General features: G+C 74.2%; 12 protein-coding genes. 6 read left to right on the top strand and 6 right to left on the bottom strand.

Going from position 1 to position 15,959, the window contains the following annotated elements; translation table 11 throughout:
• Nucleotides 1-13 precede the first annotated feature (13 nt).
• The 3 genes from Srubr_RS17070 to Srubr_RS17080 form a co-directional block, all read right to left on the bottom strand.
• Complete coding sequence (locus Srubr_RS17070; protein WP_189989400.1) at nucleotides 14-1,009, bottom strand: FAD binding domain-containing protein; 996 nt, start codon at nucleotides 1,007-1,009, stop codon at nucleotides 14-16.
• On the bottom strand, nucleotides 1,006-1,536 hold the full coding sequence (locus Srubr_RS17075; protein ID WP_189989402.1) for a 2Fe-2S iron-sulfur cluster-binding protein: 531 nt from the start codon (nucleotides 1,534-1,536) through the stop codon (nucleotides 1,006-1,008). Before Srubr_RS17075 ends, Srubr_RS17070 begins: the two co-directional genes overlap by 4 nt.
• A gap of 281 nt (nucleotides 1,537-1,817) precedes the next feature.
• Entirely contained in the window at nucleotides 1,818-3,710 is a 1,893-nt protein-coding gene (locus Srubr_RS17080) for an ABC transporter ATP-binding protein (RefSeq protein ID WP_189989821.1), read from the bottom strand.
• A 96-nt stretch (nucleotides 3,711-3,806) separates the two neighbouring features.
• On the opposite strand from Srubr_RS17080, the gene Srubr_RS17085 reads away from it, so the two are divergent.
• Nucleotides 3,807-4,745: a lysylphosphatidylglycerol synthase transmembrane domain-containing protein gene (locus Srubr_RS17085; protein ID WP_189989404.1), complete on the top strand. Its 939-nt coding sequence runs from the start codon at nucleotides 3,807-3,809 to the stop codon at nucleotides 4,743-4,745.
• Nucleotides 4,746-4,771: 26 nt separating this feature from the next.
• Here the strand turns inward: Srubr_RS17085 and Srubr_RS17090 are convergent, their stop codons facing one another.
• Genes Srubr_RS17090 through Srubr_RS17100 form a run of 3 tightly spaced genes read right to left on the bottom strand, consistent with a single transcriptional unit; the run spans nucleotide 4,772 to nucleotide 8,831 of the window.
• The gene (locus tag Srubr_RS17090) at nucleotides 4,772-6,004 is read right to left on the bottom strand and encodes an NAD(P)/FAD-dependent oxidoreductase (RefSeq protein ID WP_189989406.1); all 1,233 of its coding nucleotides are present in this window, start codon (nucleotides 6,002-6,004) and stop codon (nucleotides 4,772-4,774) included.
• The gene (locus tag Srubr_RS17095; protein ID WP_189989408.1) at nucleotides 6,001-7,404 is read right to left on the bottom strand and encodes an FAD-dependent oxidoreductase; all 1,404 of its coding nucleotides are present in this window, start codon (nucleotides 7,402-7,404) and stop codon (nucleotides 6,001-6,003) included. Before Srubr_RS17095 ends, Srubr_RS17090 begins: the two co-directional genes overlap by 4 nt.
• Entirely contained in the window at nucleotides 7,401-8,831 is a 1,431-nt protein-coding gene (locus Srubr_RS17100) for an FGGY family carbohydrate kinase (protein WP_189989410.1), read from the bottom strand. The genes Srubr_RS17095 and Srubr_RS17100 overlap by 4 nt, the downstream gene beginning before the upstream one ends.
• Nucleotides 8,832-9,144: 313 nt before the next feature.
• Between Srubr_RS17100 and Srubr_RS17105 the strand changes: the two genes are divergently transcribed.
• The 5 genes from Srubr_RS17105 to Srubr_RS17125 all read left to right on the top strand — a co-directional run bounded on the left by Srubr_RS17105 (nucleotide 9,145) and on the right by Srubr_RS17125 (nucleotide 15,866).
• The gene (locus Srubr_RS17105) at nucleotides 9,145-10,131 is read left to right on the top strand and encodes a hypothetical protein (RefSeq protein ID WP_189989411.1); all 987 of its coding nucleotides are present in this window, start codon (nucleotides 9,145-9,147) and stop codon (nucleotides 10,129-10,131) included.
• 62 nt (nucleotides 10,132-10,193) lie between these two features.
• Nucleotides 10,194-11,729: an amino acid permease gene (locus Srubr_RS17110; protein ID WP_189989413.1), complete on the top strand. Its 1,536-nt coding sequence runs from the start codon at nucleotides 10,194-10,196 to the stop codon at nucleotides 11,727-11,729.
• Nucleotides 11,730-11,943: 214 nt separating this feature from the next.
• Nucleotides 11,944-13,038, top strand: a complete 1,095-nt coding sequence (locus Srubr_RS17115) for a mechanosensitive ion channel family protein (RefSeq protein WP_189989415.1) — start codon at nucleotides 11,944-11,946, stop codon at nucleotides 13,036-13,038.
• Between the two features lie 139 nt (nucleotides 13,039-13,177).
• Entirely contained in the window at nucleotides 13,178-13,609 is a 432-nt protein-coding gene (locus tag Srubr_RS17120; protein WP_189989417.1) for a DUF4186 domain-containing protein, read from the top strand.
• A gap of 37 nt (nucleotides 13,610-13,646) precedes the next feature.
• Nucleotides 13,647-15,866 carry an NADP-dependent isocitrate dehydrogenase gene (locus tag Srubr_RS17125; protein ID WP_189989419.1) on the top strand — a complete coding sequence of 740 codons (2,220 nt, stop codon included), beginning with the start codon at nucleotides 13,647-13,649 and terminating at the stop codon, nucleotides 15,864-15,866.
• Nucleotides 15,867-15,959: the final 93 nt, after the last annotated feature.

Genomic DNA, 15,959 nt, shown 5'->3' on the forward strand with positions numbered 1-15,959 from the left:
CTCCTGGGGCGGCTCAGGCCGTCGCGGTGGCCGGGGCGAGACGGTTCAGGACGTCCAGGGCGAGGTTGCGGGCGAGGGGCACCTTGTAGGCGTTGTCCCGCAGGGGCTCGGCGTGCGCGAGTTCGAGGGCGACGGCTCCTTCGAAGGCGTCCGGTGTGGCGGGGGCGCCGAGCAGGGCGAGTTCGGTGTGCCGGGCCCGCCAGGGGCGGTGGGCGAGCCCGCCGAAGGCGATGCCCACCTGGTCGACGATCCCGTCCGCGACGCGCAGCGCGACGGCGACGGAGGCGAGGGCGAAGGCGTACGACGCCCGGTCGCGGGCCTTGCGGTAGGCGGAGGGCACGCCGGCGGTGGCGGCCGGGAGCAGCACGGCGGTGATCAGTTCGCCGGGGCGGATCCAGGTGTCCCGTTCGGGGTGTTCGCCGGGCAGCCGGTGGAAGTCGGCCACCGGCAGCCGCCGGGTGCCCTCGGGGCCGTACAGCTCCACCTGGGCGTCCAGGGCGGCGAGGGCGACGGCCATGTCGGAGGGGTGGGTGGCGATGCACCGCGCGGAGTGGCCGAGGACGGCGTGGTCGCGGTGGACGCCGTCGCGGGCGCCGCAGCCGCTGCCCGGTTCCCGCTTGTTGCAGGGCTTGCCGAGGTCCTGGAAGTAGGGGCAGCGGGTGCGCTGGAGGAGGTTGCCGCCGGTGGTGGCGGCGTTGCGCAGTTGGGCGGAGGCGCCCGCGAGGAGGGCCTGGGACAGGGCGGGCCAGCGGTCGCGCACGCGCGGGTCGGCGGCGAGGTCGCTGTTGCGGACGGTGGCGCCGGCGCGCAGCGAGCCGTCGGGCAGTTCCTCGATGGTGTCCAGCGGCAGCCGGCCCACGTCGATGAGGACGGTGGGTTGTTCCACGCCGAGTTTGACCAGGTCGACCAGGTTGGTGCCGCCGGCCAGGTAGCGGGCGCCGGGGTGGGCGGCGTGGGCCTCGGCGGCCTCCTGGAGGGTGCCGGGGCGCAGGTATGCGAAGCCGTTCACTCGATCACGTCCTCGATCGCCTCGACGATGCGGGGGTAGGCGCCGCAGCGGCAGAGGTTGCCGCTCATCCGCTCGCGGATCTCGGTCCGGTCCAGCGGGACGGGCCGGCCCGAGGGGGCGGCGGGGTCGGTGACGTGGGAGGGGTGGCCGGCGGCGGCCTCGGCGAGGAGGCCCACGGCGGAGCAGAGCTGGCCGGGGGTGCAGTAGCCGCACTGGAAGGCGTCGCGGTCCAGGAAGGCCCGCTGGAGGGGGTGCGGTTCCTCGCCGTCGCAGCCGAGGCCCTCGACGGTGGTGATGTCGCTGCCGTCGCAGGTGACCGCGAGCAGCAGACAGCTGTTGACGCGGCGGCCGTCGGCCAGCACGGTGCAGGCGCCGCACTGGCCGTGGTCGCAGCCCTTCTTGGAGCCGGTGAGGTCCAGGTCCTCACGCAGCAGGTCCAGCAGGACGCGCCGGTGGTCGACGCGCAGGGTGTGGGGTTTGCCGTTGACCCGCAGGGTGACCTCGGAGTGGTGGGGTGCGCTGGTCATGGGCGGGGATGACCTTCCGGACGGACGATGCTGCCGTTCCCACCGCGTATCCAGTCGCCCCCGCCTCACACGTGCCGCCACGTATCCGGTCGCTCCCGCCTCACACGTCCCGCCACGTATCCGGTCGCCCCCGCCTCACACGTGCCGCCACGTATCCGGTCGCTCCCGCCTCACACGTCCCGCCACGTATCCGGTCGCCCCCGCCTCACACGTGCCGCCACGTATCCGGTCGCCCCGCCGCTCGCGTCGCGCCGCCCGTCCGGCGCGGGGCCCGGTGCCGCTCAGCCGGCCGGCGGTGCCATCACCGCGGCCGGTTCGCCGCGGGTCGCGAACTGGGTCCGGTGCAGCTCGGCGTAGCGTCCTCCCGCCGCCAGCAGCTCGTCGTGGTTGCCGCGTTCCACGATGCGGCCGGACTCCACGACCAGGATCTGGTCGGCGGCGCGGACGGTGGACAGGCGGTGGGCGATGACGACGGCGGTGCGATCCTGAAGCGCCTCGGCGAGCGCCTCCTGGACGGCCGCCTCGGAGGTGTTGTCCAGGTGGGCGGTGGCCTCGTCCAGGATGACCACGCGCTGGCGGGCCAGCAGCAGCCGGGCGATGGTCATGCGCTGGCGTTCGCCGCCGGAGAGCCGGTAGCCGCGCTCGCCGACGACCGTGTCCAGGCCGTCGGGCAGGGAGCGTACGACGTCGGTGAGCCGGGCCCGGCCGAGGGCGTCCCACAGCTCCTCGTCGGTGGCGCCGGGGCGGGCGAGCAGCAGGTTGGCGCGGACGGTGTCGTGGAAGAGGTGCCCGTCCTGGGTGACCATGCCGAGGGTGGCGCGCAGGGAGGCCGAGGTGAGGTCGCGGACGTCGACCCCGCCGATGCGGACCGCGCCCGCGTCGACGTCGTACAGGCGCGGCAGCAGCTGGGCGATGGTGGACTTGCCGGCGCCGGAGGAGCCGACGAGGGCGACGGTCTGACCGGGTTCGGCGCGGAAGGAGATGCCGTGCAGCACCTCGGTGCCGCCGCGGGTGTCGAGCGCGGCGACCTCCTCCAGGGAGGCCAGGGAGACCTGGTCGGCGGCCGGGTAGGCGAAGCGGACGTCGTCGAACTCGACGGCTACCGGGCCGTCGGGGACCTCGCGGGCGTCCGGCTTCTCCTCGATGAGGGGCTTCAGGTCCAGCACCTCGAAGACCCGCTCGAAGCTGACGAGCGCGCTCATCACCTCCACCCGGGCCCCGGCGAGCACGGTCAGCGGGGCGTACAGCCGGGTCAGCAGCAGGGCGAGGGAGACGACCGCGCCGGGCTCCAGGGTGCCGTGCAGGGCGAACCAGCCGCCGAGGCCGTAGACGAGGGCCAGGGCGAGGGCGGAGACCAGGGTGAGGGAGGTGATGAAGACGGACTGGGCGGTCGCGGTGCGTACGCCGATGTCCCGGACCCGGGCGGCGCGGGCGGCGAACTCCGCGGATTCCTCCTCCGGGCGGCCGAACAGCTTGACCAGGGTGGCGCCGGGGGCGGAGAACCGCTCGGTCATCCGGGTGCCCATGGCCGCGTTCAGGGCCGCAGCCTCCCGCTGCATCCGGGCCATGCGGCTGCCCATGCGGCGGGCGGGCAGCACGAACACCGGCAGCAGCACCAGCGCGAGCAGGGTGATCTGCCAGGACAGGGTGAGCATGACGGCGAGCGTGAGCAGCAGCGTGACGAAGTTGCTGACGACGCCGGACAGGGTGTTGGCGAAGGCCCGCTGGGCGCCGATCACGTCGTTGTTGAGCCGGCTGACCAGCGCTCCCGTACGGGTACGCGTGAAGAACGCGACGGGCATGCGCTGCACATGATCGAACACAGCCGTTCTGAGGTCGAGGATGAGTCCCTCCCCGAGCGTCGCCGACAGACGCCGGCCGAGGATGCCGAGCCCCGCCTCGGCGACCGCGACGAGCGCGATGAGCAGGGCGAGCCGGATCACTCGGGCGGAGTCGTGCCCCGCCACGATCGCGTCGACGACGCGTCCGGCGAGCACGGGGGTGGCGACGGCGAGCAGCGCGGTCACCACCCCGATCAGGACGAACCGGGCGATGCCGGCGCGGTGCGGGCGGGCGAAGGCGGCGATCCGGCGCAGCGTGGCGCGGGCGAACGGGCGACGCTGGGACTGCGCGTTCATCACGCTGTGCAGCTGCGTCCAGGCGGTGGTCTCCATGCTCATGCCGACGACGGTAGGACCTCAAGCTTCGTTGAGGTCAAGGTCGGCGGGTTTTCACCCGGGGTTCGGCCGGCGCGGCCATCCTGGCGTGCCGTGACGATCTCCCGCCGCGTCCCCGTCCGCCGGGTGCTGTGCCTGGTGCCGCTCGCGCTGGTCGCCGTGGCCGCCGTACGGCACCGCGCCCTGCTCGCCGAGGGCTTCGGCCAGTTGCGCACCGCGTCCTGGCCGTGGCTGCTCGTCGCGGCCGGCGCCACCTGTCTGACCTGGGTGGCCGCGGCCGTCACCCGGCAGGGCGCGGTGGTGCAGCCGCTGCCGAAGGCCCGGCTGCTCGCCGCCCAGTTCGCGGCGGCCTCCGCCAACCACCTGCTGCCCACGGGGCTCGGCGCGAGCGTCGTGAACCTGCGCTTCATGACCGGGTGCGGGGTGCCGCTCGCCCGTTCCTCGGCCGCGCTCGCCCTGTATCTGCTGGCCGAGTCCGTGGGCCGGCTCGGTCTGCTGGCGGCGCTGCTGATCGCCTTCCCGGACGCGCTGCGGCCCGGGGTGCTGCTGCCGGACGACGCGGCGCTGCCGCTGCTGGGCGCGGCGGGCCTGCTGCTCCTGGCGGCCGCCGGCCTGGCCCTGGTACGGCCGCTGCGCGCGCGGGTGCGGTCCTTCGTCCGGGAGGCCCTGGGCGCGGCGCGGTCGGTGCACGCCCGGCCCGCCCGGGCGCTGGCGCTGTGGGGCGGCTCGCTGGCCTTCCCCGCGCTCCAGGCGGCCGGGCTGGCCGCGGTCGGCCGGGCGCTGGGGCTGTCGGTGCCGCCCGCCCACATGGCGCTCGCCTATCTCGCGGCGACGGTCGCGGTGGCCCTGGTGCCCACGCCCGGCGGGCTCGGTTCCGTGGAGGCGGCGCTGATCGTGGCGCTGGTCGCGGTGGGCGGTCCGGCGGCGGTGGCCACGGCGGTGGTCCTGGCCTACCGGATCATCACCGTGTGGCTGCCGCTGCTGCCGGGGGCGGTGACGCTGGGGGCGCTGGTGCGGCTGAAGGTCATCTGAGGCGCCGGCGGCCCGCCGCGTCCCGCTCAGCCGGTGCTCACCCGTACCGGGCCGCCCGCGGGGTCGACCCGGTCGTGCCAGCGGGCGGTGAGGGTGAGGGTGCGGTGCGGGAGAGCGGTGCCGGGGAGGAGCCGGGCGCGGTGCAGGAGGCGGCCGTCCTGGTGGACGTACAGAACCGGGCGGGGCGGCGGGGTGCCGGTGCGCAGGAGGTGGCGGTCGGGCCGGGCCCCGGGGGTGACGCGGTTGGGGGTGATCCGGCGCAGCGGCGCGGACACCAGGACGGGCACCCCGGGGTCCGGCCAGGGGGCGCCCGCCAGGTGGTCCAGGACCGCGCGGGCCGCCCGGTCGCCTTCCAGGGCCGCGGTGCGGGCGGGCTCCACGGCGTGCAGCAGGTCGCCGGCGGCGAAGACGCCGGGGCGGGAGGTGTGCCAGGTGCCGTCGGTGGCGGGGCCGCGGGTGCCGGGGTCGAGGACGAGGCCGCCGCGCCGGGCCAGTTCGTGCTCGGGTACGAAGTCGCCGGTGAACACCACGGTGTCGCAGGGCAGGACCGCCGTACGGCCGTCGCGGTGGCGGACCCGGACGCCTGAGAGCCGTCCGTGGCCGAGCAGTTCGGTGACCGTGGCGGAGGTCAGCAGGGGGATGCCGTGGCGCAGCCGGGCCGCCTGGGCGCGGGCGCGGCCGGTGCGGGCCCGCGGGTCTTCCGTGATCAGGGCGACGACCTCGGTGCCGGCCGCGCGCAGGGTGCCGGCCGCCGCGTAGGAGACGTCCTCGGCGCCGACGACGACCGCTCGGGTGCCGATGTACTGTCCGAACAGGTGGACGGCCCGCTGGAGTTCGCCGGTGGTGTAGACGCCGGCGGGGCGGGTGCCGGGCACCAGGCGGGCGGCGCGGGGGCGTTCGCGGGCGCCGGTGGCGAGGACGACCGCCCGGGCCGCGACGGTCTCCGGCCCGCCGGGACCCACGGTGGTGAGCACCGGCCCCTCGGGCGCCCAGTCCAGTGCCGTCACCCCGGTGCGCAGGGTGGCGCCGGCCCGTTCGGCGGCCTCGGTCAGCAGCCGTGCGTAGCGGGGGCCGGTGAGCGGGCGGGTCCGGGTGCCGAAGCCGCCGTGGGTGCTGTACCGGGGCACCCCGCCGGGCTCGGGCTCGCGCTCCAGCACCTCCACCCGCCCGGCGCCGGCCGCGGCCAGCCGTGCGGCGGCGGTGAGCCCGGCGGGACCGGCGCCGACGACGAGGACGTCCACGTGCCGCACGGCGGTCATGACCGCGTCCCCCGTTCGAGCAGCTCGCGGACCGCCGCCCCGCAGTAGAAGCCCTGGCAGCGGCCGGCCCGGGCGCGGGTGCGGCGGCGCAGGCCCTCCAGGCCGCGCGGCGGGATGGTACTGGCGAGGGCGTCGCGGATCTCGCCCCGGGAGACCCGCTCGCAGGGGCAGACCAGGATGCCGTACTCGGGGTCGGCGGCGACCAGGTCGGCCCGCTCGCAGGGCCGGGGGGATGCCTCGCCGAGGTTCGGCAGGGTCACCGGCTCGAGTTCGCGGACCGGTCCGGGGTCGAGCCCGGCGCCGGCCAGCAGCCCGGTGACGTGGGCGGCGATGGCCATCGAGGCGGTCAGGCCGGTGGAGCGGATGCCGCCGACGGTGACGTACGCCTGCCCGGGGTGCGCGGTGATGCGGTAGTCCTCGCGCCCGGTGGCCGCGCGCAGCCCGGCGTAGACGGCGGTAACCTCCTCCTCCACCAGGGCGGGCAGGACGCGCCGGCCCTTCTCCCGCAGGGCCGCGAGCCCCTCGGCGGTGGATCCGGTGGCGTGCTTGTCGCGCAGGTCCTCGGCCGTGGGGCCGAGCAGGACGTTGCCGTGCACGGTGGGCGCGACCAGGACGCCCTTGCCGAGGGCGGTCGGCACGGGCAGCAGGATGTGCCGCACCAGGGGGCGGGCGAACGCGTCGTAGACCAGGAGCTGGCCGCGGCGCGGGGTGACGGTGAAGTCGTCATGGCCGAGGGCGCGGTCCAGGGTGTCGGCGTGCAGTCCGGCCGCGTTGACCAGGTGGCGGGCGTACAGGGCGCCCCGGCTGGTGGTCAGCCGGTGCCCGCCGTCCCAGGCCACGTCCCGCACGGCGGTGTTCAGGTGCAGGTCGGTGCCGGCGCGGACCGCCTGGGTGGCGTAGGCCAGGGTGGTCGTCCAAGGGCAGATGACGCTCTCGCCGGGGACGTGCAGGGCGCCGAGCGCGCCGGGGCCGAGGTGCGGTTCGCGGGTGTACAGCTCCCCGGGGCCGAGCAGGGCGGTGTCGTGGCAGCCGTTCTCCTCGGCCTTGCGGGCCAGCCGGGGCAGGGCGGCGAGCTGCTCTTCGTCCCAGGCGACCAGCAGGGCGCCGACCCGTTCGACGGGGATGCCGGTCCGGGCGGCGTAGGCGCCGAGCAGGGTGTGACCCTCGCGGACCAGCCGGGCCTCCAGGGTGCCCGGGGTGGCGTCGAAACCGGTGTGCAGGATGGCGGTGTTGGCCTTGGAGGTGCCCTGGCCGACGTCGTCCTGGGCCTCGATCAGGGCGACGCGCAGCCGGGGGTGGCGGGCGAGTTCGCGGGCGATGGCGCAGCCGACCACGCCGGCGCCGACGATCGCCACGTCGTACGGCGTCCGCGGGAGCGGTCCGGTCGCGGTGACGGTCACGGGCCGAGGAGGGCGGCGACGGCGGCGCGGAACCGGTCGCGGCGTTCGGCGGCCTGCTCGGCCGGGATGCGGGGCTCGTACACGGCGGCGGGTCTCCCGTCGGGCAGGGCGTCCGCTACGCGCAGTCCGGGATGCGCGCCGAGGCGGGCGAGGGCGGCGGCGCCGAGCGCGGTGGCGTCGGGCAGCGCGGACACCTCGACCGGGCGTTGCAGCAGGTCGGCCTGGGTCTGCATGAGCAGCGCGGAGCGGGTGAGGCCGCCGTCGACGCGGAGTGTGTCCAACGGGGCGCCCAGTTCGCCGGCCGCGGCCTCGGCCAGCTCGGCGACCTGGGCGGCGATGCCCTCGCACAGGGCGCGCACCAGGTGCCCGGCGGTGGTGTCGAGGCCGAGTCCGGTGAGCGAGCCGCGCAGGTCGCCGCGCCACCAGGGGGCGGCGAGCCCGGCCAGGGCGGGGACGAAGGTGACCCCGCCGCTGTCGGGGACGCCGCCGCCGACGGGGTCGAGGTCGGCGGCGGAGGAGATCACGCCGAGGCCGGTGAGCCAGCGGACGGCGGAGGCGGCCGTGTAGACCTGGCCGTCCAGGCAGTAGCCGGTGTCTCCGGCGAGCCGCCAGGCCACGCAGGAGACCAGGCCGGACGCGCCGCGCCGGGGCCGGTCGCCGGTGTGCGCGAGCAGGAACGCGCCGGTGCCGTAGGTGCACTTGGCGGTACCGGGGCCGGTGATCCGCTGGGCGAACAGGGCGGCCTGCTGGTCCACGATCAGGGCGGTGAGCGGGATCTCGGGGCCGAACGCGGTGGTGGTGCCGACCGGGTGGGCGTTGTCGGTGATCTCCGGCAGGCGTTCGCCGGCCAGGCCGAAGAGGTCCAGGGCGCGCGGGGACCACTCGGCGCGGTCCAGGTCGAGCAGTTGGGTGCGGCCGGCGGTGGCGGCGTCGGTGGCGAAGACGCCGGTGAGGCGGTGCACCAGCCAGGCGTCGGAGGTGGTGACGACACCGTCGCGGGTGAGGTGGCGGCGGATCCAGGCCATCTTGGGCGCGGCGAAGTACGGATCGAGGGGCAGCCCGGTCAGCTGCCGCAACTCCTCGTCGTGATCGGCGAGTTCCGTGCAGACGATGTCGGCGCGCCGGTCCTGCCAGACCAGGGCGTCGGTGAGCGGGCGGCCGGTGTCCGGGTCCCAGGCGAGGACGGTCTCGCCCTGGTTGGCGAGGCCGAGGGCGACGACGTCCTCGCCGGCCTCGGCGAGCGCGCGCCGGCCGGCCTCGACCACCGAGTCGTACAGCTCGCCCGGGTCCGCCTCGACCAGGCCGCCGGGCAGGTGGCGGGGGCGCACCTCGGCGAAACCGGTGCCGAGGACGCCGCGTTCGGGGCAGACGACGAGCGCCTTGGTGCCGGACGTGCCCTGGTCGACGGCGAGCACCGGCCCCGTCATCGCGCGTCCTTTGCTCCGGCCCTGAAGACCACTGCTGCGGCCCTGAAGATCACCGCGCCAGCCTGCCGTCGCGGCGGCCCGGCGTCAAGCTCTTCCGGCGGGGGCGCCGGCCCGTCCCCACCGGCGGCCGGGCGCCGGGTCTTCCGCCTACCGCCGAGTAGGCCAACTGCCCATACCAAGTGTTTGACTTGGCAACAATGGAGAGGGAGAAAGGTCACCTCTATAGTGACCGCCGACCACGCGAGACCGCTTCTTCACCGCCCAGGGGAGGGCCGTTGCTACGTCAGGTGCGCCGACGGCCGGGGGGCGGCTGATGGCCAGGGACGCGGCCCGCCCCTCCTACGACCCCGCCGGTCCCGACCACGCGTTGCGGGCCGCGCTCCAGGAGCTGCGCACCGGCCGCTGGATGGCCATGCGCACCCTGCTGGCGGAGACGACCGAGTGGCCGCGCTGGACACAGCGCACGCAGGTCCTGGCGACGGCCGCGGCCGGCACCGACGTGGTGCGGGCCTGGCTCGCCGAGGAGCCGGACAGCGCCCACGCGACGGTGATGCTCGCCCGGGTCGGCGTGGAGCGGGCGCTGCGGGCCCGGCGGGAGAGGCACCGGCGCACCCACGAGTTGTGGATCGAGGCGTGGGACGCGGCCCAGTCGGCCACCGTGGCCGCGCCCCGGGACCCGGTGCCCTGGGTGTGTCTGCTGGCCCTGGCCCAGCTCGATCCGGAGCAACGCTGGGAGGAGCACCGGGCCGCCCCGCCGGAGCCGATGCTGCCGCCGGGCCCCTGGGGGCTGCTGGCCGAGGCGGACCGGCGCGACCCGCTCAACCGCGAGGCCCACCACCGGATGCTCCAGTTCCTGTACGTGCGCGGCGGGCCGGGGCGGCTCACCGAGGCGTCCGGGTACGCGCAGTGGGCCGCGGGCCAGGCGCCGCCGGGCTCGGCGCTGCACCTGCTGCCGCTGTACGTGCGGGTGGAGCGTTACCGCCGGGACGGCGGGCAGGACGCGGCACTGGACCTGCACTGGGTGGGGGAGGAAGCGGCCCGGGAGGCGCGGCGGGCGCTGGAGTCCTGGTTCGACCGCACACGGCCCGGGGAGCGCGCGCTGCCGGACCTCAACCACCTGGCCCACGCGCTGTGGGGTTCCCTCCAGTTCCGGGACGCGGCGCGGGTGTTCGAGGCGATCGGCCCCTACTTCACACCGCCGCCCTGGATGTACCGCACCCGGGACCGGGAGCGCGCGGCGGAGGTCTTCACGCAGGCCCGGGACCGCTGCCGGGCCGCCGCCGATGGCTCCGGTCCCTGAACGCCGGGTAGCAGCACGTCAGTTCGACACCGTTCGGCAACCACGATCCGGAGGTCCCCCGCGTGTCCCCCACCCCCGATCCCTCCCCCGTGCCCTCCCCCGGGCTGCCGCAGCAGGACGAGGAGCAGCGCCTGCGCGAACTCGGCTACCGGCCGGTGCTGGCCCGCCGGATGGGCGGCTTCGGCAACTTCGCGATCAGCTTCTCGGTGATCTCGATCCTGTCCGGCTGCATGACCCTGTACGGCTTCGGGCTGAACACCGGCGGCCCGGCCGTGATGCTGTGGGGCTGGGCGGGCGTGGGCCTGTTCGTGCTGTGCGTCGGCCTCGCGCTCGCCGAGGTGACCAGCGCCTATCCGACCTCCGGCGCCCTGTACTACATGGCCGACCGGCTCGGCGGGCGGCGCTGGGGCTGGTACACCGGCTGGCTGAACCTGCTCGGCCTGCTCGGCGCGATCGCCGGCATCGACTACGGCGCGGCCCTGTTCGCCGGGGCGTTCGCCAACCTCCAGTGGGGCTTCGTGCCGACGCCCGGCACGACCATGCTGATCTTCTGCGTCATCCTGCTGCTGCACGCGGTGCTGAACCTGTTCGGGGTGCGTCTGGTCAGCCTGCTGAACTCGGTCAGCGTGTGGTGGCACCTGGCGGGCGTGGCGCTGATCGTGGGGGCGCTGGTGATCGTCCCGGACCGGCACCGGTCGGTGTCCTTCGTGTTCACCGAGTTCGTCAACGAGACCGGCTGGGACAACCAGGTGTACGTGGCGGCGATCGGCCTGCTGCTCGCGCAGTACACCTTCTCCGGGTACGACGCCTCCGCCCACCTGTCGGAGGAGACCTCGCACGCCTCGGTGGCCGCCTCCCGGGGCATCGTCCGCGCCATCTGGGTGTCCTGGCTCGCGGGCTTCGTGCTGCTGGCCGGACTGACCTTCGCCATCCAGGACTACGACGCCACGCGCACCACGGACACCGGTGTGCCGCCCGCGCAGATCATGCTGGACGGCCTCGGCACCGACGGCGCGAGCGCCCTGCTGCTCGTCGTGATCGTCGCCCAGCTGTTCTGCGGGAACGCCGAGGTCGCCGCGGCCAGCCGGATGGTGTTCGCGTTCAGCCGGGACGGGGCGCTGCCCGGTTCGCACCTGTGGCGCAAGGTGAGCGGACGCACCCAGACGCCGGTCGCCGCCGTGTGGCTGTCGGTGAGCGTGGCGTGCGTGCTCGCGCTGCCGTCGCTGTACTCGGCGACGGCGTACAACGCGGTGACCGCCATCAACGTCATCGGCATCACCCCCGCCTACGCCATCCCCGTCCTGCTGCGGCTGCGCGCGGGCGACCGCTTCCGGCCCGGTCCGTGGCACCTGGGCCGCTGGAGCCGGCCGGTGGGGTGGATCGCGGTCGGGTGGGTGGCCTGTGTGACCGTCCTGTTCTGCCTGCCGCAGGCGTCACCGGTCACGGTGGGCACGATGAACTACGCCTCCGTCGCCCTCGCCGTGGTGCTGGTCCTCGCCACCGTCTGGTGGTTCGTCGCCCGCCGGTCGTACGGCACGCCCTCGGCCGCCTACGGCAGCGGCCGGGACCAGGCGGATTTCGCGGAGGGCATCGTCTGAGCGGCGCTGTGACGGGCGTCGCTCGGGCGGCACTTCGGCGGGCGCCGTTCCCGGTACGAACCGGCGTGCGGGATGCGGCAGGATGAACGAACGCGCCGGACCCCGGAGTTCCTCCGGCCGGCGCGGTCGCACATCCCGGACATCGAGCAGGTGACAACGTGACGAGACTTCACAACCGGCCTCCCGCAGCCGCCGAGCGCCCCGGAGGTGACCGGTGAACCGCGCGCTGACCCTGGACGACCTCGTCCTCGCCGGAATCGCCCTGGCGGCGGGCCTGACGCTCGCCTTCATGTCGCGCACCCTGCTGCGCTGGCTCGCGGGGCACGCCAAGCGGACCCGCTGGAGCGGGGACGACGTCATCGTGGACGCGCTGCGCTCGGTCGTGCCGTGGGCGGCCATCGCGGGCGGAGCGGCGGCGGCGACGGCCGTGCTGCCGCTGACCGGGACCGTCCAGCACCGCATCAACGAGGTGCTCCAGGTCTGGGTGATCGCCGTGGTGACCTTCTCCGCGGCCCGGGTCGTCGCCGGCCTGGTCCGCTCGGTCACCCAGTCCCGCTCGGGGGTGGCGGGTTCGGCGACCATCTTCGTCAACATCACCCGGGTGCTGGTGCTGGCCATCGGCTTCCTGGTCGTCCTGCAGACGCTCGGCATCTCCATCGCGCCGCTGCTCACCGCCCTGGGCGTGGGCGGTCTGGCCGTCGCGCTGGCCTTGCAGGACACGCTGGCCAACCTCTTCGCGGGCATCCACATCCTCGCCTCCAAGACCGTGCAGCCGGGCGACTACATCCGGCTGAGCAGCGGCGAGGAGGGCTATGTCGTCGACATCAACTGGCGCCAGACGACGGTCCGCCAGCTGTCGAACAACCTGGTGGTCATCCCCAACGGCCAGCTCGCCAAGGCCAACATGACCAACTACACCCGGCCCGAGCAGGAGCTGACCGTGCTGGTGCAGGTCGGGGTGGGCTACGACTGCGACCTGGAGCACGTGGAGCGGGTGACGGCGGAGGTGGTCACGGAGGTGATGCGGGACGTCACGGGCGCCGTCCCCGACCACGAGCCCGCGATCCGCTTCCACACCTTCGGCGACTCGCGGATCGGCTTCACGGTGATCCTCGGCGTGGGCGAGTTCAGCGACCAGTACCGGATCAAGCACGAGTTCATCAAGCGCCTCCACCGCCGCTACCGCACCGAGGGCATCCGCATCCCGGCCCCCACCCGCACGGTGACCCTCCACCAGGGACCGGTGACCATCCCACAGCAGCGCAGCGGCGAGGACGTGGTGTCGGGGGTTCCTGGCGGGGCCGAGTAGGGCCGGGGGGAGGGTCGTAAAGGGGCAGGGCAGCGAAGACCGGGAGGAGGACCGTAGAGGGCTGGGGCCGGGGGCGAAGGCCGCCGGGCGGGATGGAGGGGCCGGGCCGAAAGTCGTCGGGGTCGTATGCTCGGGAGGCGTGGTTTCTCCCGCTTTCGACCCCCGTGCGCTCGACCTGCGGCTGGACGCGCTCGCGCGGCAGCCGTTCCGGGCCCGGTTCCGCCTGCGCGGGCGGGACCTCGCGACCGCCCGGCTGAAGGGTCCGGCGACCCTGCGCCGGCACGCCTACGACCTGATCGCCCGGCGGCTGGCGCCGGCCCGGCCGCACAAGGACGGCAGACAGACCCCCTACCGCGGCCACCCGGTCTTCGTGGGCCAGCACGCGACCGCCACCTGCTGCCGTAGCTGCCTGGAGCGCTGTCACGGCATTCCCCGGGGACGCGAGCTGACCCGAAGCGAACACGTGTACGTGGTGGACGTCATCTGCCGCTGGATCGAGCGCGAGACGGCGGGCCGCGGATTTCCCGGGCCGGACCCCTGTCGAACGGACGGCGATCACGAGATATCTTGATGTCGAGCAATGTTGCAGACGTGGAGCGGAGCACCCGGTGACTGACTCGACCATCATCTACACCTACACAGACGAGGCCCCGGCCCTGGCGACGCATTCGTTCCTGCCGGTGATCCAGGCGTACGCCTCGCAGGCCGGTGTGCCCGTGGAGACCCGCGACATCTCGCTGGCCGGGCGCATCATCGCCGTCTTCCCGGAGTACCTGAACGAGGACCAGCGCATCCCCGACGCGCTGACCGAGCTGGGCGAGCTGGCCAAGACCCCGGCGGCCAACATCATCAAGCTGCCGAACATCTCGGCGTCCATCCCGCAGCTGAAGGCCGCCATCGCCGAGCTCCAGGGCAAGGGCTACGCGCTGCCGGACTACCCGGACGACCCGAAGACCGACGAGGAGCGCGAGATCCGCGCCCGCTACGACAAGGTCAAGGGCTCCGCCGTCAACCCGGTCCTGCGCGAGGGCAACTCCGACCGCCGTGCCCCGGCCTCGGTGAAGAACTACGCCAAGACCCACCCCCACCGCATGGGCGCCTGGACCCCCGAGTCCAAGACCGACGTGGCGACCATGGGCGAGAACGACTTCCGCTCCACCGAGAAGTCCGTCGTCATCGCCGAGGACGGCGCGCTGAAGATCGAGCTGGTCGGCGAGGACGGCACCACCACCGTCCTGAAGGACTCCGTGCCGGTCCTCCAGGGCGAGGTCGTCGACGCCTCCGTGATGCGCGTCGCCGAGCTGAACAAGTTCCTCGCCGCGCAGGTCGCCCGCGCCAAGGAGGACGGCGTCCTGTTCTCCGTGCACCTGAAGGCCACGATGATGAAGGTCTCCGACCCGATCATCTTCGGCCACGTGGTGCGCGCGTTCTTCCCGAAGACCTTCGCGAAGTACGGCGAGACCCTCAAGGCGGCCGGCCTCACCCCGAACGACGGCCTCGGCGGCATCCTCAAGGGCCTGGAGAACCTGCCCGAGGGCGCCGAGATCAAGGCATCCTTCGACGCCGAGATCGCCGAGGGCCCGGCCCTGGCCATGGTCGACTCCGACAAGGGCATCACCAACCTGCACGTGCCCTCGGACGTCATCATCGACGCCTCCATGCCGGCGATGATCCGCACCTCCGGCCACATGTGGGGCGCCGACGGCCAGGAGCACGACGCCCTCGCCGTCATCCCGGACTCCTCCTACGCCGGTGTCTATCAGGCCGTCATCGACGACTGCCGGGCCAACGGCGCCTACGACCCGTCCACCATGGGCTCGGTCCCGAACGTCGGCCTGATGGCGCAGAAGGCCGAGGAGTACGGCTCCCACGACAAGACCTTCGAGATCCCGGCCGCGGGCACCGTCCGCCTGGTCGACCAGGCCGGCAACGTCCTGATCGAGCAGCCGGTCGCGCAGGGCGACATCTTCCGCGCCTGCCAGACCAAGGACGCCCCGATCCGCGACTGGGTCAAGCTGGCCGTCACCCGCGCCCGCGCCACCGGCGACCCGGCGGTGTTCTGGCTGGACGAGGACCGCGCGCACGACGCCAACCTGATCGCCAAGGTCAAGCAGTACCTGCCGGAGCACGACACCGAGGGCCTGGACATCCGCATCCTGTCCCCGGTGGAGGCCACCAAGCTGTCGGTGGAGCGCATCCGCCGCGGCGAGAACACCATCTCCGTCACCGGCAACGTGCTGCGTGACTACCTGACCGACCTCTTCCCCATCCTGGAGCTGGGCACCAGCGCCAAGATGCTGTCGGTCGTCCCGCTGATGGCGGGCGGCGGCCTGTTCGAGACCGGCGCCGGCGGTTCCGCGCCCAAGCACGTCCAGCAGCTGGTCAAGGAGAACTACCTGCGCTGGGACTCGCTCGGCGAGTTCTTCGCGCTGGTGCCGTCCTTCGAGCAGTACGCGACGGCCACCGGCAACACCCGCGCCAAGGTCCTCGCCGACACCCTGGACCGCGCCACGGCGACCTTCCTGAACGAGGACAAGTCCCCGACCCGCCGGGTGGGCGGCATCGACAACCGCGGCAGCCACTTCTACCTGTCCCTGTACTGGGCGCAGGAGCTGGCGAAGCAGACCGACGACGCCGGCCTCGCCAAGGCGTTCGCGCCGCTCGCCGAGACCCTGGCCGCGAACGAGCAGAAGATCGTGGACGAGCTGAACGCCGTCCAGGGCAAGCCGGCCGAGATCGGCGGCTACTACCAGGTCGACAAGGCCAAGGCGGACGCGGTCATGCGCCCGTCGGCCACCTGGAACGAGGCCCTGGCGTCCCTGAGCTGACGCCCGCGACACGCTGAGCACCGCGCCCCGGACGGCACCGCCCGTCCGGGGCGCGGTCATACGGGACACGGGCACGCCGGGGCGCACATCAGG

Origin of the sequence: Streptomyces rubradiris (assembly GCF_016860525.1) — a bacterium.
Lineage (GTDB): Bacteria > Actinomycetota > Actinomycetes > Streptomycetales > Streptomycetaceae > Streptomyces > Streptomyces rubradiris.